This window comes from Pontiella sp. (assembly GCF_041622395.1).
Classification (GTDB): Bacteria; Verrucomicrobiota; Kiritimatiellia; order Kiritimatiellales; family Pontiellaceae; genus Pontiella.
Genome location: NZ_JBFJYW010000023.1, coordinates 1 through 19,813, shown reverse-complemented (window position 1 = coordinate 19,813; position 19,813 = coordinate 1). Strand labels below are relative to the sequence as shown.

17 protein-coding genes and 1 tRNA gene are annotated in these 19,813 nt (G+C 60.9%); 6 read left to right on the top strand and 12 right to left on the bottom strand.

Annotated elements, in window-relative coordinates:
• Both ABYO54_RS02540 and ABYO54_RS02535 read left to right on the top strand, forming a co-directional pair.
• Positions 1-924 (top strand): gfo/Idh/MocA family oxidoreductase (locus ABYO54_RS02540; protein ID WP_372806584.1); only part of this gene is annotated, 924 nt, incomplete at its 5' end.
• 196 nt (positions 925-1,120) lie between these two features.
• Positions 1,121-4,363 (top strand): S41 family peptidase, encoded by a 3,243-nt coding sequence (locus tag ABYO54_RS02535; protein WP_372806582.1) that lies wholly within the window; start codon positions 1,121-1,123, stop codon positions 4,361-4,363.
• Positions 4,364-4,418: 55 nt separating this feature from the next.
• On the opposite strand, the gene ABYO54_RS02530 is transcribed toward ABYO54_RS02535, so the two are convergent.
• On the bottom strand, positions 4,419-5,885 hold the full coding sequence (locus ABYO54_RS02530) for a phosphomannomutase (protein ID WP_372806580.1): 1,467 nt from the start codon (positions 5,883-5,885) through the stop codon (positions 4,419-4,421).
• A gap of 41 nt (positions 5,886-5,926) precedes the next feature.
• Positions 5,927-6,343, bottom strand: coding sequence for a phosphoribosyl-AMP cyclohydrolase (locus tag ABYO54_RS02525; RefSeq protein ID WP_372806579.1), 417 nt, complete (start codon positions 6,341-6,343; stop codon positions 5,927-5,929).
• A gap of 187 nt (positions 6,344-6,530) precedes the next feature.
• Between ABYO54_RS02525 and ABYO54_RS02520 the strand changes: the two genes are divergently transcribed.
• On the top strand, positions 6,531-6,977 hold the full coding sequence (locus ABYO54_RS02520) for a YhcH/YjgK/YiaL family protein (protein WP_372806577.1): 447 nt from the start codon (positions 6,531-6,533) through the stop codon (positions 6,975-6,977).
• Positions 6,978-6,987: 10 nt separating this feature from the next.
• Here ABYO54_RS02520 and bamA read toward each other — a convergent pair whose 3' ends face one another.
• The 10 genes from bamA to ABYO54_RS02470 all read right to left on the bottom strand — a co-directional run bounded on the left by bamA (position 6,988) and on the right by ABYO54_RS02470 (position 14,506).
• On the bottom strand, positions 6,988-9,309 hold the full coding sequence (gene bamA, locus ABYO54_RS02515) for an outer membrane protein assembly factor BamA (RefSeq protein WP_372806576.1): 2,322 nt from the start codon (positions 9,307-9,309) through the stop codon (positions 6,988-6,990).
• 21 nt (positions 9,310-9,330) lie between these two features.
• A complete protein-coding gene (dnaB, locus tag ABYO54_RS02510; protein WP_372806574.1) occupies positions 9,331-10,686 on the bottom strand; it encodes a replicative DNA helicase in 1,356 nt (451 codons plus the stop codon).
• A gap of 20 nt (positions 10,687-10,706) precedes the next feature.
• Positions 10,707-11,159: a 50S ribosomal protein L9 gene (rplI, locus tag ABYO54_RS02505; RefSeq protein WP_372806572.1), complete on the bottom strand. Its 453-nt coding sequence runs from the start codon at positions 11,157-11,159 to the stop codon at positions 10,707-10,709.
• A gap of 15 nt (positions 11,160-11,174) precedes the next feature.
• Positions 11,175-11,393: a 30S ribosomal protein S18 gene (rpsR, locus tag ABYO54_RS02500; protein WP_372806571.1), complete on the bottom strand. Its 219-nt coding sequence runs from the start codon at positions 11,391-11,393 to the stop codon at positions 11,175-11,177.
• A 15-nt stretch (positions 11,394-11,408) separates the two neighbouring features.
• Positions 11,409-11,840, bottom strand: coding sequence for a single-stranded DNA-binding protein (locus ABYO54_RS02495; RefSeq protein WP_372806569.1), 432 nt, complete (start codon positions 11,838-11,840; stop codon positions 11,409-11,411).
• 3 nt (positions 11,841-11,843) lie between these two features.
• Positions 11,844-12,155 (bottom strand): 30S ribosomal protein S6, encoded by a 312-nt coding sequence (gene rpsF, locus ABYO54_RS02490; RefSeq protein ID WP_372806567.1) that lies wholly within the window; start codon positions 12,153-12,155, stop codon positions 11,844-11,846.
• 17 nt (positions 12,156-12,172) lie between these two features.
• The gene (gene pth / locus ABYO54_RS02485; protein ID WP_372806565.1) at positions 12,173-12,748 is read right to left on the bottom strand and encodes an aminoacyl-tRNA hydrolase; all 576 of its coding nucleotides are present in this window, start codon (positions 12,746-12,748) and stop codon (positions 12,173-12,175) included.
• Positions 12,749-12,852: 104 nt separating this feature from the next.
• On the bottom strand, positions 12,853-13,476 hold the full coding sequence (locus tag ABYO54_RS02480) for a 50S ribosomal protein L25 (protein WP_372806563.1): 624 nt from the start codon (positions 13,474-13,476) through the stop codon (positions 12,853-12,855).
• Positions 13,477-13,485: 9 nt separating this feature from the next.
• Positions 13,486-14,418, bottom strand: a complete 933-nt coding sequence (locus tag ABYO54_RS02475) for a ribose-phosphate diphosphokinase (protein WP_372806561.1) — start codon at positions 14,416-14,418, stop codon at positions 13,486-13,488.
• A 14-nt stretch (positions 14,419-14,432) separates the two neighbouring features.
• Positions 14,433-14,506 (bottom strand) — tRNA-Gln (locus tag ABYO54_RS02470).
• A gap of 248 nt (positions 14,507-14,754) precedes the next feature.
• Between ABYO54_RS02470 and ABYO54_RS02465 the strand changes: the two genes are divergently transcribed.
• The 3 genes from ABYO54_RS02465 (at position 14,755) to ABYO54_RS02455 (ending at position 19,672) form a co-directional block, all read left to right on the top strand.
• Positions 14,755-15,234: a TIGR00725 family protein gene (locus tag ABYO54_RS02465; RefSeq protein ID WP_372806559.1), complete on the top strand. Its 480-nt coding sequence runs from the start codon at positions 14,755-14,757 to the stop codon at positions 15,232-15,234.
• Between the two features lie 90 nt (positions 15,235-15,324).
• Positions 15,325-16,410, top strand: a complete 1,086-nt coding sequence (gene leuB, locus ABYO54_RS02460; protein ID WP_372806557.1) for a 3-isopropylmalate dehydrogenase — start codon at positions 15,325-15,327, stop codon at positions 16,408-16,410.
• 70 nt (positions 16,411-16,480) lie between these two features.
• On the top strand, positions 16,481-19,672 hold the full coding sequence (locus ABYO54_RS02455) for an SNF2-related protein (RefSeq protein ID WP_372806555.1): 3,192 nt from the start codon (positions 16,481-16,483) through the stop codon (positions 19,670-19,672).
• Positions 19,673-19,813: the final 141 nt, after the last annotated feature.

The window sequence follows — 19,813 nt, the reverse complement described above, 5'->3', positions numbered from 1 at the left end:
GTGCTCACCAACATGGGCAACCAGGGCCACACCTACAACGGCATCCGCCAGCTGCGCGAATGGTACGAAGACGGCATCTTCGGCCAGATCACCGAAGTGCATTCCTGGATCGGCGGCCCCGAATGGGGCGGCGAATATTTCGAGCGCCCCGGCACGTACCCGCCGGCCGCCGAACCCGTGCCGGCCACGCTGAACTGGGATCTGTGGCAGGGCCCGACCGGCCCGGCCCCCTACAACCACCTCTACCATCCGAAAAAATGGCGCGCCTTCCACCCCTACGGAACGGGCACCTTCGGCGACTGGTTCTGCCATATCGCCGACGCGCCGGTCTGGCTACTCGATCTCTACGAACCCGTGGCGGTCGAAGCCGAAGAGGTCGCCGGCGGCAACGAATACATCGCGCCCGACGGCGTCCGCGTCCGCTTCGATTTCGAGAAGCGCGGCACCAAGGAAGCCTGCTCGCTCTACTGGTACAACGGCGACTCCCGCTTCGTGCCCAAAGCCCCGAGCGACTGGACCTGGGACGACAAGCCGGGCTGCGGCACCTACTACTACGGCACCAAGAACGGCGGCTTCACCGACGCCCGCTCGAACAACCCGCGCCTGGCCAACAAGGAAGCGCAACGCGCCTACAAGACCGCGGGCTATCCCGCCGAAAAATATCCGCGCCTCAAGCAGAGCGGCCCGATCCGCGAGCTGATCAGCGCCGTCAAGGGCGAGATTCCGGAATGCGGATCCAACTTCAACTATGCCGCGCCGTTCACCGAAGTCATGCTGCTGGGCATCTTGGCCGTCAACCATCGCGGCAAGATCGAGTGGGACTCGAAGAACATGCGGGTCACCAACCGTCCCGAGTTGAACCAGTTCATCAAAGAGCCCGTTCGCAAGGGCTGGGAATACGGCGAGGAACTCTGGAAGAGCTAACCTGTAATACCTACCACAGGGAGCTCGGAGGCACTTTGAGGGGTCGAGCGTGTCTCCGTGTTCCCTGTGGCGTTTCAACAAACCGCATCACCTTGGCGGCGATTCCCGAACCGCCGCCCAAATGCTCGGCCTACCGCTGCGATTCCTTCGTATTTATTCGCCGCCAGATTGGCCGAGCCCCCAATTGGAATTTATTATGAAATGGATGGTTGCCTTCTTATTGCTTGCCGCCGGATCGGCGCAGGCGGATCGTGAACAGGTTCAACTGGCGTCGCTCCCGGCGCTGACACCCGACGGAAAAACGCTGGTGTTCGAATATCGCCGCGACCTTTGGGTGGCTTCGTCGAAGGGCGGCGAGGCCCGCCCGCTCACCACCCACCCCGCCAACGATTCGCGGCCGGTGATCTCGCCGGACGGCACCCGGGTGGCGTTCATGAGCAACCGGAACGAACACTGGCAAACCTTCGTCGTTCCGCTGGAGGGCGGAACGCCGCGCCAGCTGACGTTCCATAGCGAAGGGTCCGTCCCGCGCGCCTGGTACCCGGATGGCAAGTCGCTGATCGTTTCCGGCAGCCGCGCCAACATGGGCCACATCCAGAACCGCCTGTTCCGCGTCGATTGCGACGGAGCCGGCGAGCCTGAAATGCTCTTCAACGCCTATGCCTCCGAAGTGTCGCTGGCGCCCGACGGCGAGCGGCTGCTCTTTACCCGCAAGGGCGAGCGTACCTACCGCAAAGGCTACCGCGGCAGCAACTCCTCCGAGATCTGGCTCCGCAATCTCGCCACCGGCGACCAGGAGCTGCTGCGCGACTTTGAAACCAGTTGCCGCTCGCCGATTTGGAAGCCCGACGGAAAGGGCTTCTACTATGTCGGCCAACAGGACGGATGCTTCAACGTCCGGGAATACGATTTGAACTCGGGCGCCGACATCGGCCTGACGACCTTCACCGATACCTCCGTGATCGTTCCGACCCTCTCCGCCAACGGCAAGGTGATGGTCTTCCGCAACCTGTTCGACTTCTACCGCATGGATCCGCGCAAGCCGGGCTCCCTCCGCAAAATCGACTTGTGGATCGACACCGATACCCCCCCCGAAAAAACCCGGCGGCGCTACTACGACAAAGCCTGGAACAACGACGAATGGGGCACGCTTTCGACCACCCAGGACGGCCTCGAGCTGTGCTTCACCGCGGGCGGCGACCTGTGGGCCATGGATACCGTCCTGCGCGAACCGGTCGCGGTCTGCGCCGACGCGGCGACCCACGAGCGCGAAGCCGTCTTTTCAACCGACGGACAGACGATCTATTTCCTGCGCGACGATGGTTTGGGCGTGAACATCTGGAAGGCCGAACGCGCCGATGATGCGCTCGGTTGGTGGGAAAACAAGGCGTTCGTCCTGACCCCGATCACCCAGGACCAGATCAGCCGCGCGCGGCTGAGCATCAGCCCGGACGGCGCACGGCTGGCCGTGGCCGAAACCGGACACGAATTGTGGACGATGAATCCCGACGGCAGCGAGCGGCGCCGGCAGATGGCCAGCCCGTTCGACATCTACTACGACTGGTCGCCGGACGGCCGCTGGCTGGTCTGCTCCGCCCGCGACAGCTGGGGCAACAACGATATCTGGATTGCCGACGAATCGGGCGAACAGGCGCCCTACAACCTTTCCCGCCACCCCAACTGGGACTGGAACCCGCGCTGGTCGCCGGACGGCAAGGCGATTGCCTACATCGGCAAGCGCTACGATGAAAAAACCGACATCTACTATGTCTGGCTCAATCGCGAAGACGAGGTGACGAACCCGCGCATGCGCACCCGCGAGGAGGCCCGCAAAACGATCGCCGACACCCGCAAGAAAAAGGGGAACGACAAGGACGAGGACGAGAAGAGCGGCAACGGCGACTCGGCCTTGGTCAAAATCGATTTCGACGGCCTGTCGAAACGGGTGCACCGGATCGAACTCGATGGAACGCCCCGCGATTTGTTTTGGTCGTACGACTCGAAAGCCCTCGCCTTCCAGTCGAAGATCGACGGCAAGGACGGCACCTGGAAAGTGCTTTTCCCCGAACCCGGAAAACCGGTTTTCATGACCCCGGAAAAGGGGATCCATGCGCAGTGGCTCAAGAAGGACGGCAAGATCGTCTGGCTATCCGACGGCGTACCGGCGGCCTACACCAAGAAATATCCCTTCAAGGTCTACAACGAAGTGGACCTCGTGGCCTACCGCCGCCTGGCCTTCCGCATCATGTGGCGCAATTTCCGCGACGAGTTCTACGATCCGGCGCTCAACAACCGCGACTGGGAAGCGGTGCGGTCGCGCTACGAAGAGCAGGCCGCGCACGCGACCAGCTGGGATTCCTTCGGGCGCATTGCCGAAATGCTGATGGGCGAGCTCAACGGCTCCCATCTGGGTTTCGAGCAAACCAAAGACAGCAAAAAGGAGTGGAACCCGGACTATAGCCCCCGACAAGGCTGGGGGCAGCGGACGGCGGCGTTGGGCCTCGTGTTCGACGAGACGTACGAAGGCGACGGCCTGAAGGTGGCGCACGTGGTGCGCAACAGTGCGGCCGACCGACAGGAACCGCGCGTCCAGGCGGGCGAGATCCTGTTGGCGATCGACGGAGCCAAGGTGGGCAACGGCAGCCTGATGGACCAGTTGCTGACCGGGCATGCCTCGCGCGACATCGACCTGCTGGTGCTCGGCACCAACGGCGTCGAACGCACCGTGATGGTCGAGGAAGACAGCTATGCCCACCTGCGCGAGCTGGTCCGCGAAGACTGGATGGAGCACAACCGCGAGATCGTGGAGCAAGTCGGAAACGGGCGTTGCGGTTATCTCAACATCGAAAAGATGAATTTCGACAGCCTGCGCCGCTTCGAGAAGGAGATCTATGCCTGCGGCTTCGGGAAGGACGGATTGGTGATCGACGTGCGGAACAACCCCGGCGGCTTCATCTCCGACCTGCTGCTATCGATCCTGTGCCACCCGAAGCACGCCGTTACCGTGCCGCGCGAAGGCAGCGCCAGCTACCAGCAGGGCTATCTTCCGTCCGCGGCCTGGTTCAAGCCCATCGTCGTGCTGTGCAACGAATATTCCGCCAGCAACTCCGAGATTTTCTGCCACGCCATCAAAACCCTCCAGCGCGGCAAGATCGTCGGCGTTCCGACCCAACGGGCGGTGATTTCCACCAATACGAAAAAGGTGCTGGATGTCGGCAACATGCGCATGCCCCACCGCGGCTGGTTCCGGATCGAGGACGGGCGCGACATGGAAATGCAGCCCTGCGTTCCGGATGTGATCGTGCACAACGCCCCCGGCGATGTGCCTGCGGGCCGCGATCCCCAGCTGGTGCGCGCGGTGGAAGAGCTGCTCAAGGAGATCGAGTCCGCTCCCCCCGCCTTCCCCGAACCGATCTACGCCAGCGATCGCGAAAAGTAGCCGGCGGCGCGGCGCAGGCATTCGCCTGCGCCTGCCGCCGAAGCGGGCGCAACCGCTACCCCTTCATTTTCAAGAGAATCTCCATCGCCTGCCGCTGCATTTCGAGCACGCGCTTTTCGGAGCCGGCTTCGTTGTAGCAGCGGAACTCGGGAGCGTTGCCGGAGGGGCGCATGTGCAAGATTTCGGACGAGGCGAAGGTCACGCGCAGCCCGTCGGTGCGGTCGATCGACTCCACCTTTCCAAAGGCGCCGCCGAACGCCTCTTCGATGGCGGAAACCTCGTTGAAGCGCTCGATGATTTTCTTGCTCTCCTCGGTCGGGAAATCCGGGATGCGGTCGCTGGCGGTGAAACGCTGCGGCAACTCGGCCAACAGCCGGGAGATCGGTTTGCGCTCCTTGATGGACAATAGAAGGATCGCCAGCACCGGAAGGACGGCGTCGCGCGTCGGCAGGGCGCGCAGCCCCTTGCCGCCGATGTCGAGATCGCTGTTGGTCAGGAATCCGCCGTTGGCTTCATAGCCGACCACCGCCTTGTGGCCCGCGAACGTGGCATCGATCATCGAGGCCACCACGAAGGGCGACCCGATCTTGGTGCGGCGGATGTCCTTGAACCAGCCGCATTTTTCAAGCGCGGTATTGCAGCTGACCGGCGTGCTGGCGGAATCGGCCCCGAGATATTTCGCGGCCAGGATGCCGGCGACGTCGCCGCGCAACCAGATGCCGTTTTCGTCGGCAATCAACGGGCGATCGCTGTCGCCATCGGTCGAGATAATCGCATCGAACCGGTTTTCTGCCGCCCATTGCCGGGCCAACGCCACGTCCTCCGGGCGGATGGCTTCGGTATCGACCGGAACGAACACGTTGGAAAATCCGAGCGGCGTAACGTCCGCGCCCAAGCCGGAAAAGATTTCAATCAAGGCGTCGCGGCCGACGGCGGAGTGCTGGTAGATGCCGATTTTGGTGCCCTGCAAGCAACCTTCCGGGAAGGTGCGCAGGTAGCGCCGGACATAGTCGATGCGCGCATCGATGTCCTCTTCCGGCAGGGCGAAACCGGCGTCCGTGAAGATCGACTCGTCGACGTCGACGACCTGCTCGCGGATTTGCTCCTCGTCGAACTTGAGGATTTCACCCGTGCATTTGTTGAACTTGATGCCGTTGCGGTCGGCCGGGATGTGGCTGCCCGTGACCATGATGGCCGGACAGACGTTCTGCAGGCCGTAGAGCGCCACCGCCGGAGACGGTATGCGGCCGCAATTGACCGGGACATAGCCCATGTCGGCGGCGGCCTTGGCGACGGCCCCCATGATGCGGCCCGTGCTCGGGCGGAGATCGCCGGCAATCGCAACGGAGCGGGAAGCCCCGTTTACTTTTTTCAACTCCCCGCTCGCTTCCAAATATTGCAGGAAGCCCTTGGTGTAGGTGTAGCAGACCTGGTCGGTCATCGCCTCGGCCAGTCCGCGGGCGCCGCTGGTTCCGAACTTCACGCCGCTCTGCTGCATTAGGTCGTTGATTTTGATTCCCATCTGTTCTCCTCGCGGGGCCCCGAGAGAGGCCCCCTTACGGGTTACGCATCGATGTTGACGAGCCGGGTCGGGTGGTCGAGGTCGATCTTGCGGTAGTAGCAGTTGCGCGGCTCGCCCTTGGCGTTCTTGGTGTGGCAGATGCCTCCGCGGTTTGGGCGAACGATGAAGAGCAGCGAGTTTTGCTCGCAGTTGACATAGGCTTCGAGCAGTTCGAAGGTTTCGCCGGAGGTCAGCCCCTTCACCCACAATTCCTGACGGGAGCTGCTCCACAGCACCAGCATCTTGCGCTTCAACGATTCCTCGAACGCGATCTGGTTGATGTAGGCCACGAGGATGACTTCCTTCGTGTCGGCATGCTGCACGGCGACGGGAATGATTCCCTTGGTGCCTGCGACCGCCTTTTCCAGCTTGTTCCAATCCAGTGCGAGTTCCAATCCTTCTTCGAGTTGCTTGCTCATGCCCATCTCTCCTGTTTCCGTTAAAAAAAAGCAGTATAGGCACGCCGCCGCGTTTTTGCCAACTCCCGCTTCGATGAAAGCGGCTGTCGTGTTCCCTTTTTTTTCCTGATTGATTCGACCCGAACCGGTCCGGAAGCTAGAGTTTCGTCCCTATCGAAATACAGAAACCAACGCCAGGAGGATCCCGATGATATTGGACACACTGAACAACGCGGCAAGGTATGCCGGACTGAAAAAAGAACTTTCGGAGGGATTTGGCTTCCTGGACCAACCCGGTCTCGCCGAATTGGAAGACGGCCGATACGCGATCCAGGGGGATCGGATCTTCGCCATCGTCCAGCGCGGTTCGTTGCGTTCGGTCGAGGAAGGCAAGCTGGAGGGCCATCGCAACTACATCGATATCCAGTATGTGATCCGCGGCGACGAATCGATGGGCTGGAGCCCGCGTTCGGACCTGCCCGAATCGGGGAACTATGACGGGGAAAAGGATCTGGAGTTTTTCGAAGGAGCGCCGCAAGCCCTGATCAAGGTGCCGCCGGGATCGTTCGCCGTATTCCTTCCCACCGACGCGCACATGCCGCTGATCGGCCGCGGCGAATACCACAAGGTCGTCGTGAAGGTGGCGGCCGACTGACCGACGCGTGCTAGAACCGATGCCCGATGAGGAAGTTGAAGCGGCCGCTGCCGTCGAGGTAGCGCTCGTCGTAGGTGATCGGCCAGGCATAGTCGAGCTGCAGCGGAAACCCGGGAATGTCCAGGCGCAGGCCGATGCCCCAGTCGTCGGCATAGTCCGACGGGTCGAAGTCCCACGAGTCTTCGTTCACGAAGCCCCAGTCGTAGAACAGCGCGCCGCGGACCTTGTTCCAGATCGGATAGGTCAACTCGGCCGTCGCCTGGCCGGAGCTGTTGCCGCCGTACGGGTCCTCGGTATCGGGGTCGGTCGGTCCGACATCGCGATATTCGAAACCGCGCAGGTCGTAGGAGCCGCCCAGGAAGAAGCGGTCGAAAATCGGCACCCCGTCGCCATAGGTTCCGGCGCTGTCCTTGCTGTCGCCGAAGGCCTCGACCGAACCGAGTTTGACGCGGGCACTCATCACCATGTTCCACGGCATCCGCCAATGCTGGGTTGACTCGATCTTGATGCCGAAGATGTCGGTTTCGCCGCCCAGGGCGCCCCCGGCCACGAAGGGCGACACCGAGGTTTTGTTGCCGCGGGTGGCTTGGAAATAGTTGTCGCGGGCATCGAACGACCACGTGTACACCAAGCCGCTTTTCAAGCGCCGGCCCTCTTCGTCCTGGATCGCGATCGAGGCATCGTCATCCACATCGTAGACATGGTACTGCTCCAACGTGTAGGCCAGGCTGCCGCGGGTCCAGCGCGAGAGCGACTTGCCCAGTGTGAGGCTGAAACCGTCGTTCTTCTGGTCATAGGAATCGGAGAAATAGTTGCGTTCGCGGTGGAACAGGTTGATCCCGAACGACAGCTGGCGGTCGAGGAACCACGGCTCGACAAACGAGACGTCGACCTCGTTCAAGGAGGTTCCGACCGTGGCGCGGATCTTGAATTTCTGCCCGGCGCCGACGGGCGGCCAGGTTTTCCAGTTGAAGTTGCCCTGCGACAGTTCGACATAGCCCATGAGCGATTCGACGCTCGAGAAGCCGACCCCCGCCGTGAACGATCCAGTCGCCTTTTCCTTCACCTGCACGTTGAGGTCGTACTTGTTGCCCTCGCCCGTTTGAATCGGGTTGGTGGTAACGATTTCGAAATAGTTGAGGTTCCGCAGGCGGGCCTCGGAGGTCTGCACCCGGCTACGGTTGTATTTCTCGCCGGGGTGGATCACCAGTTCGCGGCGGATAACCTTGTCGAGCGTGCGTTCGTTCCCGCTGATATTGACGGCGTTGATGTATCCGATTTCGCCTTCGTTGATATCATATTTGATGTTCACGATGCCCCGGTCGGCATCGGCATCGTAGATGGGCCGGACGCTGGTGCGGACATAGCCGCGGTTCCCGTAGAACGAACGGATGCCCTCGGTGCCGGATTCGATGTTCTCATAGGAGGCGATGTCGCCGCTGCGGAGACGTATCATGCGGCGCAATTCGTGCCCTTCGAATTTTTGCATGCCCGAGAGCGCAATGTCGCCGATGCGGTAGCGCTGCCCTTCGGCGATGGAGAAAACCAGCTTGGATTTTTCCGGATGGGTATCGTCGAGCACGGGATCGGAAACCTGGACGTCGAGAAAGCCGTTGTTCATGTAGAACGACTTGAGGGCAAAGACGTCGGAATCGACCACCTCGTCTTTGTATTTGCCCGATCCGGTGATCCACGACCACGGAGCGAACCAGGACTTCTGCTTCTGCCGGATCACCTTCTTGAGTTTTTTTTCCTCGATCAAGTCGTTGCCGCGGAACTCGATGCGCTTGATGGAGAGCTTGTCGCCCTCATCGATATTGAAAACAACGTCGACCGTGCCCAGCTCATCGTTGGTCTTGGCGGTCCAGGTTACCCGGGCGTCGGGATACCAGTAGTCGCGGTAGGCCTCGCGGATCTTCACCGCAGCCTGCTCGAAGGCCGAATCGTCGGCGAACTGCCCGAGTTCCAACTCGGCTTTCTTGCGGATGCGCCCGCCGCTCTTGGAGCCGCCGACGATTTCCATGCGGCGCAAACGGTGCTTCGAAACCACGGTATAGACCAGCACCACGCCGTCGGGCTCGACATCCATCCGGGCGTTGACATAGGAATAGCGGCCCGATTGGCGCATGCGGTTGACGTCGACGGCGATCGCGGAACGGATGGTTTCGCGGTCGGGAACCTGCTGCCCCACCTTGAACGAGGTAAAAGCCGCAACCGAGCTGTTGTCGAACGATTCGCCGGCCTGGTTGACAATCCGGATGTCCTTGATCACCTCGGCGTGGACAACCGCGGCAAGCAACGTGGCGAGAACTATGGCTAGGGCTTTTTTCATGAAAGGTTCCGGGGGAAAGGGTTATTCGGAAGAAGAATAGTCGTCCTCGAATTCGGCACGGTCTTCGAATCGGGTGTATTCGCGGATGAACGAAAGCTTCACTTCGCCCGTGGCCCCGTGGCGGAATTTCGCCACATCGAGCACGGCAAGGTTGTCGCTGTTGCGGTTGTCGCCTTTTTCATAATAGCTCGGGCGGTAGAGCAGCCAAACCATGTCGGCATCCTGCTCGATCGCGCCCGAGTCGCGCAGATGGGAGAGTTTGGGAATGTTGTCGCCCGTGCTTTCGGCCGCGCGGCTGAGCTGCGACAGGACGATGACCGGGACATCCAGCTCCTTAGCCATCGCCTTGACCGCGCCGGAAATGGCCATGGTTTCGCGCTGGCGGCCATCCTTGGCGAACTTCGAATAGTTCATCAACTGCAGGTAGTCGACCACCACCAGCCCGATGCCGTAGCGGCTCTTCAGACGGCGCGCCCGCGAGCGCAACTCGACCGCTTCGAGGCCGGGCGTGTCGTCGATATAGATCTGCGCCTTGGAAAGGCGGTCGACCGCGGCCGTGAGCTTCGCGTGCTCGTCCGGCGTGAGGTGGCGGCCCTTGGCGCGGTGCATGGGCAGGCGCGCATTGCAAAACAGCATACGTTTGACCAGCTGCTCGCGCGACATTTCCAAACTGAAAACGGCGACGGGCGTCGGTTCGCCATGAACGCCGAGCGCGGCGTTTTCGGCAATATTCAGCGCCAACGAGGTTTTCCCCATCGCCGGACGGGCCGCGAGAACGATCATGTCGGTCTTCTGCAGTCCGCCGAGCCGCTCGTTAAGCCCCATGAAGCCGGTCGTCACCCCGGTAACGAGTTGGTTGGGATCGGTGTTTTCGACCTCGATAAAGGCGTTGCGGACCGACTCTTTCCAGTCGGGAATCTGCTCGGCGCCATGTTCGCTGAGCTTGAAGAGATTGCCCTCCGCTTCGCTCAGCAGGGTGGAGGCATCGTCTTCGCCCTTGTAAGCGGAATCAATGATCTCCGACGATTGCTCGATCAGCATCCGGAACAGGCGCTTTTCCATCACGATCTCGCAATAGTATTCGACATGCGCCGGAACCAGCGTGCTGTCCTGGAGCTGGACGAGATAGTCGTAGCCACCGACCTTTTCGAGGGCGTTGCGCGCCTTGAGCCATTCGCCGATGGTGATGGCATCCATCGGCTTGTTCGCCTGGCTCATGTCCACCAATTGCTCGAAAAGCGCCTGATGGCGCCGATCGTAGAACGAATCGGGTCCAAGGCGCTTGGCGAGGCATTTGTCCAGCGAACCGGAGGGATCCAGTAGAATAGAACCTAAAACCCCCCGCTCGGCTTCATCGCTGTGCGGGGGGATTCTCAAACCACCTGAATCCCCGGGGATCATTTATCTTCTACGATCCAAACCTTGAGGGTTCCGGAAACTTCGGGGTGAAGCTTGATTTCGACGTCGAAAACGCCGAGCTCATGCAACGGAGTGGCGAGCACAACCTTGTGGCGGTCGATTTCCAGACCGGCTTCGGAAAGCTTTTCGAGGATCTGCGGAACGCCGATCGAACCGAACATCTTGCCGGTTTCGCCAACCTTGGCGGCGATGGTGCATTCGATGCCTTCGATCTTCTTCACCAGTTCCAGCGCAGCGTTCTTGTCCTTTTCGAGCTGAACCAGGCGCTCGGCGCGCTTCTTCTCGATCTGGCGCTTCTTGCCTTCGGTCACTTCGGTGGCGATCCCTTTCGGGAAGAGAAAGTTGCGGGCATAGCCGTCTGCAACCTTCACCACGTCGCCTTCAATACCCAGGCCTTCGACCTGGTCCATCAACAAAACTTCAATAGCCATTGTCGAATCTCCTGTTTAGCGGACCAAGCCCATAACCCGCGCGCGGCGGATGGCTTTCTTGATCTGGCGCTGCTGCTGGGCGTTGGCGCCCGTGATGCGGCCGGGCAGAATCTTGCCGCGGTCGGTCATGAACTTCTTGAGAAGCTCGGCATCCTTGTAATCGATCGAGGTTACTCCACGCAGGAGCTCCGGATCGCGCTTATAATCATCTCTATCTCTGCTATTACGACGCATAATCATATCCTTTCTCTAAAACGGCACGTCTTCATCATCATCCGCCGGGGCTGCCGGCGGCGTGGGTTCCGCGTTCGGAGCGGAAGCGGCCGGTGCCGAAAATTCGCCCCCCTTGCCCGGTGCGCCCAGAAACTGAACGCGGTCGGCGCGGACACGCAGCTTGCTGCGCTTTTCGCCCTGCTGGTTTTCCCACTGGTCCAACTGAAGGCGGCCTTCGACGAACACCGGGGAGCCCTTCTGGAGATACTCGGTCGATGTCTCGGCCTGTCGTCCCCACACCACCACGTCCACAAAGCAGGTTTGCTCAACCATCTCGCCTGCCTTGTTCTTGAAACTCTCGTTAATGGCCAATCCAATATCGGCCACTGCGGTCCCCGACGGCGTATACCGGATTTCCGGATTGCGCGTAAGGTTCCCCATCAACAAGACGCGGTTGTAACTAGCCATGGTTTAAGCCTCCTGGGCGACTTCTTCCACAACTCCGTCAGATTGCACTAACTGGTGGCGGAACACGTTGGTCGTCAGCTTCAAGCGTTGCTTGAAGGTGTCGATCTTGGTTCCATCGATGTTGAGCATCATAACCACGTAAAGTCCGGCCCGTTGCTTTTTCAGCGGGCGGGCAAACGTCTTCTTTCCCATGCGGGTGGTGCTCTCAATGGATCCACCCAGCTTTTCGAGTTCTTCCTTTACCTTGGCGATTGCCTGGTCGAGACCTTCCTCGTCCAACGCCTCAGGAAAGATGAACAATCCTTCGTACAACATAATGTTAGCTCCTTAACTTAACCAATCTGCAACCGGTTGAACTCGTTCATGGCTCGCTCGGTTCCGGCGGAAAAGATGGTTTCTACCGCATCGGCGGCACGTTCTACAACCTTTTCCAACTTCAAAAGCTCTTCTGCGGCAAAACCGCCCAGCACAAACGCGATCATGTCCGCGTCGGCCGGCTTGGGGCCAATGCCCACCCGCACGCGCGGAAAGGCCTGTGTCTGCAACCACTCCAGCACCGACTTCATGCCGTTGTGGCTACCGCCCGACCCCTTGGCCCGGACGCGGACGCCGCCGAATTCCACATCGACATCGTCGAAGACCACCACGGTATCGGCCGCCTCGACGCGCCATTTTTTCATGGCCCCCCAAACCGCCTTGCCGCTGCGGTTCATGTAGGTGGTGGGCATAACCAACCGGACCTCGTGCTCCCCGATCCGGCATTTCGCCTGCCGGGCGGGAAGCCAAAACATCTTTTTGAACACGACCCCCTGGCGCCGGGCCAGCTCTTCCACCACCATGAATCCGACATTGTGGCGGGTACGTTCGTATTCTTTTCCGGGATTCCCCAGTCCAATGACCAGCTTCAACTTAAAATCCCCAAATTCTAAATTCCAAATCCCAGACAATCGCCGGCTCCCGGCGCCATTGCCTAGGATTTAGATCTTCGGATTCCCCGCATCGGCGATGCGGGTTAGGCCTCTTCCTTCTTCGCGGTAATCACTTCCGGCTCGCCGGCTTCTTCTTCCTCTTCTTCTTCGACCTTCGGCGCATGGACGGAAGCAACGATTGCCTCTTCATCGACCAAGAGCTTGTACTTGCTGTCGAGACCGAGGTCGGCAACGCAGAGAACCGATCCGATTTCCATTTCGGAAACGTCGAATTCGAACGCTTCTACCAAATCGGCGGGCAGGCACTCGACGCCGATGGAGTGCATGGTGTGCTCGAGCGAACCACCGGCCTTGACGCCTGCGGCATCGCCAATGAGATCGACCGGGATGTCGACGTGGATCGGCTTGTTGGCCGCGATGCGCATCATGTCGACATGCAACAGATCGCTCGTCACCGGGTGGTGCTGCACGTCCTTTACCAGAACGGAGATGTCGCCTTCGCCCTCAAGCGCGACATCGATGATCATGCTTTCGCTGGCATGATGGTTGAGGATCAGCTCAAACGCATGCGCTTCAACCTCGATCGAAACGGGGGCCTTTTCGTCCCCGTAGATTACGCCCGGCAGGGCACCGGTACGGCGCAACCGACGCGAATTGCTCGAACCGTCGAGGACTCTCTTCTTTGCAATCAATTTTTTGTCTTTCATGATTCTCTCCTAATTATCAACTCTGAACAGCGAGCTGACGGATTGGTCGTTGTGGATGCGGCAGATGGCCTCCGCCAATATGTCAGCCACCGATAGTACGGTAACGTTAAAATCCGGCCATTCGCGCTGGGGAACCGTATCGGTGGTCACCAGTTCGATGATCGGCGAATCCTTCAGGCGGTCGATCCCCGTTTGCGTCAGCAACGAATGGCTGACTGCGGCGCGGATCGTTTTTGCACCGGCTTTTTCCAAAAGTTTTGCGGCCGCGGTCAGCGTGCCCGCGGTGGACGTCATATCGTCCACCAAAAGTGTGTTGCAGCCCTCGACGTCGCCGACGAGATGGTTGGCCTCGACATGCTCGGCGCTCTTGCGCTGCTTGCCGACCAATGCGATTCCGGCATCGAGCAACTTGGAATAGGCATCCGCCATCTTCAGACCGCCGGCATCCGGCGAAACCACCACGAGATTATCCAGCTCGAGCGAACGCAAATACTTCACAATGACCGGCGAAGCATAAAGATGGTCGACCGGAACCTCGAAGAAGCCCTGGATCTGCTGGGCGTGCAGATCAACGCAAAGCACTCGGTCCGCCCCGGCAGACTGCAGCAGCGTCGCCACCAGCTTGGCGGTAATCGGAACACGCGGCTGATCCTTGCGATCCTGGCGCGCATAGCCGTAGTACGGCAGAACCGCCGTGATCCGGTCGGCCGACGCACGCTTGGCCGCATCGATCATGATCAGCAGCTCCATCAGATAGTTGTTGGGGTCGATGGAGACCGATTGGACGATGAACAAATCGTCCCCGCGGACATTATCCACGATTTTGACGAAGATCTCGCCATCGGGAAAACGCCGGATATCCACATCGCACAACTCGACCCCGGCGGCGGCTGCGATATGCTCGGCTAGAGCGCTATGTCCTGATCCTGAAATTATTTTCATTATAAATAACCAAGTGGTTGCCCGACCAGGGTTCGAACCTGGACCCTATGAGTCAAAGTCACATGTGCTTCCATTACACCATCGGGCAACAAAAATCTTTCGGAGCTGATCTGAAAACAATCACTCCTACTTACTATTTCGAATTCAAAAGAGCGGGAGACCATAGAAAGCACCCCATTGGAAGTCAAGCAGGCAAATCGAGGAAAAGCGCGATATAAAGCGCATCCCGCCGGCAAACCGGAAAACCAAAAAAAACCATGGCGCAGAAACCGCCCATTCAATACGGTTCAAACAACGGCGTACGGGGAATGGAACCAGGACCGCGTGGAGCGTAAAATGAAAATGCATATCGGAGTGCTGGGGCCGCACGCAACGACCCCGGAGCAGTACGAACTGGGCACGCAAGTGGGCGCCGCCATTGCCCAGGCGGGCGCGATCCTGTTCTGCGGAGGACTCGACGGCATGATGCGCGCGGCCGCCCAGGGCGCAAAGTCGGCCGGGGGCCTCACCATCGGGATCCTGCCCGGCACCGACAAAACCGCCGCCAACGAATTCATCGACATCGGTATCCCGACCGACCTCGGGGCCTACCGCAATGCGCTGCTGGTTCGTTCGTGCGATGCGGTGATCGCCGTTCACGGCGCCTATGGCACCCTTTCCGAAGTCGCCTTTGCGCTGCGGCTGAAGGTCCCGGTCGTCGGCCTCAATACGTGGGCGGTCCACCGCAACGGCGCCCCCGACCCCGGCATCCATGTGGCCCGAACGGCGGAAGAAGCGGTCCGGCTAGCCATCGAACTGGCTAACAAAAGGGTCTGATTCCCCAAGGTCGTCCTGTTTTTTTGCGATTGCAATCCCCCGCCCCTCTGGCAAAATCCCGCCTTTATTTTTCAAAACAAAGGAAGCGCTATGTCCAAAACCTATAAAATCACTTTGCTGCCGGGCGACGGCATCGGACCGGAAGTCATCGCGGAATCCGTCAAGGTCCTCGACTCGGTTGCTGAAAAATCCGGCTTCGCGCTGGAATACACCGAACAGAACGCGGGCGGCGCGGCCATCGACGCACATAACGACCCGATGCCCGATTCCGTCGTGGCAACCTGCAAGGCGTCCGACGCCGTGCTGCTCGGCGCCGTCGGCGGCCCCAAATGGGACAAGCTCACCGGCGCCATGCGCCCGGAAAGCGGCCTGCTGAAAATCCGCAAGGAACTCGGCGCATTCGCCAACCTCCGGCCGGTCACCGTTCCGGCATCGCTCGCCGAAAACTCTCCGCTCCGCCCCGAAACCGTCGCGGGCCTCGATCTGCTCACCGTTCGCGAACTGACCGGCGGCATCTACTTCGGCGAGCCGCGCGGCACCGAGGGCGAAGGCGACGACAAGAAATCCTGGAACACGATGGTCTACTCCGCGGGCGAAATCAAACGCGTTGCCCGCGTCGCCTTCGAATGGGCCCGCAAGCGCCGCAACAAGGTGACCAGCGTCGACAAAGCCAACGTGCTGGACGTTTCCCGCCTCTGGCGCGATACCGTCATCGAACTGCATCAGGCAGAGTATTCCGATGTCCAGCTCGACCACCTCTACATCGACAACGCCGCCATGCAGATGGTGATCAACCCGCGCCAGTTCGACGTGATCCTGACCGGCAATATTTTCGGCGACATCCTTTCCGATGCCTCCGCCACGCTCGGCGGCTCGCTGGGGCTGCTGCCGTCGGCCTCGGTCGGCGGCCCGGTCGGCATCTTCGAACCCGTGCACGGTTCCGCGCCGGACATCGCCGGCCAAGGCAAGGCCAATCCGTTTGCGATGATCCTTTCCGCCGCCATGATGCTCGACACGCTGGGCGAAGGCCACGCCGCCACCGCCATCCGCGCCGGCGTCGACCAGGTGCTGGCCGACGGCTACCGCTCCGGCGACCTGTGGCGCGAAGGCAACACGCTCTCCTCCACCACCGAGCTAGGCGACCTGGTCAAGGAAGCCGCACTCGCCGCTCTGTAGGATTTCGATCGGACCGATCGCACGCACAGGTTCCCGGCGGATCTGTGCGTTTTTTGTTTAAAGAGAAACCATGCACGTACCGTTTACCCAGAAGATTTTGAAGGATTGGGCAGGCCCGCAGACGTTCCGCGACGGAATGACGCTGTTCGAGAAGGGCAAAGTGGAAAAGGTGGAATACGACCCGCCGTTCGTCTCGGGGCAGCTGTCGATCGGCATCCGCGGCATGCGCTCCAAGTTCGAGGTGCTCAAGGACGGCTTCGTGGAAAACCACTGCCCCTGCCGCGAAAACCGCGACGAGGGCAAGATCTGCGCCCATCTGGTCGCGCTGGGGCTGGAGGCCGTCCGGCTCTATTCCGACCCGCACCGCGTCGATAAGATGGCGGAGGAAAAGCGGCGGGCGGAGCGGCTGGCTTCGTTCGACGACTCGGCCTACCACACGCGCGACCCGAACGGTACGCCCGCAGCGTTGCGGATGATCCTCAAGCAGAGCTGGCGCGAACACGTGGCGGAAAAATCGGTGCCCATGCGCTGCGCCGTCGAGATCGGCGGCCAGGTGGTGCCGCTGAACGAGGTGCCGAAAAACCATGCGCTCGCCCTTTCGGAAGCGGACGACAACCTGCTGTTCGTGATCGAAGACATTTGCGAAGGCCCGGCCAAGGCCAAGTTCGACGCCACCCTCGCCGACTTCATCAACATCCTCGAACTCTGCGGCGGCAAACCGATCTACGAAGGCGGCGTCGAGGGCTACCTGATCGTCGATGAATCCATCACCGCCACGGCGGTCGACATGCAACTCGACGAGTCCACCGGCGAGCTGGTGCTGGCGATATGCGGCGCAGGCCTTCGCGCCGGGAAGCCGGCCCGGCACGCCCCCGCCTTCGTGGTGAGCGGCGGCCAGGGCTGGATGCTGCAGGACGGCGTTTTCACGAAACTGGACAAGGTGTTGCCGGGGCCGCTGCGCGCGATCTACGACGCGCCCGTGCGCATTCCGCGCGACGCCATTCCGAGCTTCATGCAAAACGAGCTGCCGATGCTCGAAAAAATGGTCGAGGTGAACAGCAATATCACGGCCGACATGCTTTCGCTCTCCCCCGCCAAGCCGCGCTTCCGCCTGAAAGTCGAGGGAACCCAGCACGCGCTATCGGCCACGCTCTTCGCCGAATACGGCATCGTTCAGCTGGTCGCCGGGCGCGACGAAGTGCTGGGCGGCTTTTCGATCCCCGCCCAAGACGACCTGCTCGATTTCCAAGTGCGCAACCCCGATGCCGAAACCAAGGCGCTCGAAACCGTGACCGATATCGGCTTCCGCGGACGCCGCGGCGACATGCTGATGCAGATCCGCGGCACGCGCGAAGTCCTCAACTTCCTCGGCGGCGGCATGCCGCGCCTGCAGCGGCTCGGCTGGCGCGTCGATCTGGAGGGCATGGTGGCGGCCTTCATGGATCAGGCCGAATCGACCGTGCCCGTGGTGCACATCGGCAACTCGGGCGGCGCCGGCTTCTTCGAGGTCGGCTACGACTTCGCCACCCAGACCGGCCAAAGCCTGGACGACGCCGATATCCAACGCGCCATCAACATGGGCGAGGCGTTCATCGAAAAGAAGGGCCGCACCATTCTGCTCGACATCGACGCGATCGAAACCGCGCGCGAGGTCTTTGCCGACTGCGCGGTCGGCGCGGGCGAAACGCCGGGCACCTTCAAGATGAACGACATCCACGCGGCCTATGTCCAGTCGTCGCTGATGGGGCTCGACGGGGTGGATGTGGAAACCGCCCCCGAATGGATGCAAAAGGCCGAGGCGCAAAACCGCACCGCCAAGGTCGAACCCGTCGACCTCGGCGATCAACTCGAAGGAACGCTGCGCGACTACCAGAAAAGCGGCGTCTACTGGCTTAGCTTCCTCGAACGCTCGGGCTTCGCCGGGATCCTGGCCGACGAAATGGGGCTGGGCAAAACCCTGCAAACCCTGACGTGGCTCTCGCTCGAGCGCGCAAAGGACGAAGCCCACGATTCGCCGGCCCTGATCATCTGCCCCACCAGCCTCGTCGACAACTGGGCGGAGGAGGCCGAAAAGTTCGTCCCGCACCTGCGCGTCCAGCGGATGCACGGCGCCGACCGCCACGACCATTGGGAAACGTTGGCCGACCGCGATCTGATCATTACGTCCTACGCCCTGATCCGGCGCGACCTCGATCAATATCTCGCGCACCGCTTTTCCGTCGTCGTGCTCGACGAGGCGCAACACATCAAGAACCGCACCACGCAGAATTCAACGGCGGTTAAAAAAATCCAGGCGCACCACAAGCTGGTGCTGACGGGTACGCCCATCGAAAACAGCGTGGCCGACCTCTGGTCGATCATGGACTTCCTGATGCCCGGCTATCTCGGCCACCATAAGGCCTTTCGCGAAAACTACGAACTGCCCATTCAAAACGGCGGCCCCGACGCCGAGCTCGCGCAGCTTAAATTGCGCCGCAAGCTCCATCCCTTTCTGCTGCGCCGCCTGAAGAAGGACGTGGCCAAGGACCTGCCCGACAAAATCCAGCGCGTCGCCCACTGCGCACTCAGCGGCGACCAGGCCAAGGTCTACAAGCAGCTCGCCGAAAGCGCCAAACGGAAGATCAACGATCTCGGCGGCGAACAAGGCTTCAACAAAAACCGGATGGAGGTCCTCAAGATCCTCTTGCAGCTGCGCCAAACCTGCTGCCATCTCGACCTGCTCAAACTGCCCAACCTCAAAAGCGAATTCCCCTCCGCCAAGCTCGATCTCTTTTTCGAACTGGTCGACGAAGCGCTCGACGCCGGGCACCGCATCCTCGTCTTCAGCCAGTTTACCTCCATGCTCGCGATCATCCGCGAAGAGCTGGAGGCGCGGGAGCTGAAATATTGCTATCTCGACGGCTCCACCAAGGATCGGCAGGATCGCGTTCGACAGTTCAACTCCGACCGCTCCATCCCGCTCTTCCTCATCAGCCTCAAGGCGGGCGGCAGCGGACTCAACCTTACCGGGGCCGACATGGTGATCCACTTCGATCCCTGGTGGAACCCCGCCGTCGAAGACCAAGCCACCGACCGCGCCCACCGCATCGGACAAAAAAACACCGTCTACAGCGTCAAGCTCATCACCAAAGGCACCGTCGAAGAAAAGGTTCTCCAGATGCAGCAAAAGAAAAAGAGCATCATCGACGCCACCCTCGAAAAGGATGGCGACATGGGCTCCTCCCTCACCTGGAACGACGTCCAGGAGCTGCTGTCGGTTTAAAGCCCAGATCATCCGTCGCCATCCCGCCAAGAGACCGGGCATCCACCTGCCCACACTTGCGCAAGTGTGGGCGGAAAATCCCCTTGGCGCGGCCGACGGCGGGCGATCGCGGGTGCGCACACTTGCGCAAGTGTGCGCGTT

Coding starts and splice junctions, on each gene's coding strand:
- ABYO54_RS02535 (WP_372806582.1), top strand. CDS start 1,121: ATGAAATGGATGGTTGCCTTCTTATTGCTTGCCGCCGGATCGGCGCAG.
- ABYO54_RS02530 (WP_372806580.1), bottom strand. CDS start 5,885: ATGGGAATCAAAATCAACGACCTAATGCAGCAGAGCGGCGTGAAGTTC.
- ABYO54_RS02525 (WP_372806579.1), bottom strand. CDS start 6,343: ATGAGCAAGCAACTCGAAGAAGGATTGGAACTCGCACTGGATTGGAAC.
- ABYO54_RS02520 (WP_372806577.1), top strand. CDS start 6,531: ATGATATTGGACACACTGAACAACGCGGCAAGGTATGCCGGACTGAAA.
- bamA (WP_372806576.1), bottom strand. CDS start 9,309: ATGAAAAAAGCCCTAGCCATAGTTCTCGCCACGTTGCTTGCCGCGGTT.
- rplI (WP_372806572.1), bottom strand. CDS start 11,159: ATGGCTATTGAAGTTTTGTTGATGGACCAGGTCGAAGGCCTGGGTATT.
- rpsR (WP_372806571.1), bottom strand. CDS start 11,393: ATGCGTCGTAATAGCAGAGATAGAGATGATTATAAGCGCGATCCGGAG.
- ABYO54_RS02495 (WP_372806569.1), bottom strand. CDS start 11,840: ATGGCTAGTTACAACCGCGTCTTGTTGATGGGGAACCTTACGCGCAAT.
- rpsF (WP_372806567.1), bottom strand. CDS start 12,155: ATGTTGTACGAAGGATTGTTCATCTTTCCTGAGGCGTTGGACGAGGAA.
- ABYO54_RS02480 (WP_372806563.1), bottom strand. CDS start 13,476: ATGAAAGACAAAAAATTGATTGCAAAGAAGAGAGTCCTCGACGGTTCG.
- ABYO54_RS02475 (WP_372806561.1), bottom strand. CDS start 14,418: ATGAAAATAATTTCAGGATCAGGACATAGCGCTCTAGCCGAGCATATC.
- ABYO54_RS02465 (WP_372806559.1), top strand. CDS start 14,755: ATGAAAATGCATATCGGAGTGCTGGGGCCGCACGCAACGACCCCGGAG.
- leuB (WP_372806557.1), top strand. CDS start 15,325: ATGTCCAAAACCTATAAAATCACTTTGCTGCCGGGCGACGGCATCGGA.
- ABYO54_RS02455 (WP_372806555.1), top strand. CDS start 16,481: ATGCACGTACCGTTTACCCAGAAGATTTTGAAGGATTGGGCAGGCCCG.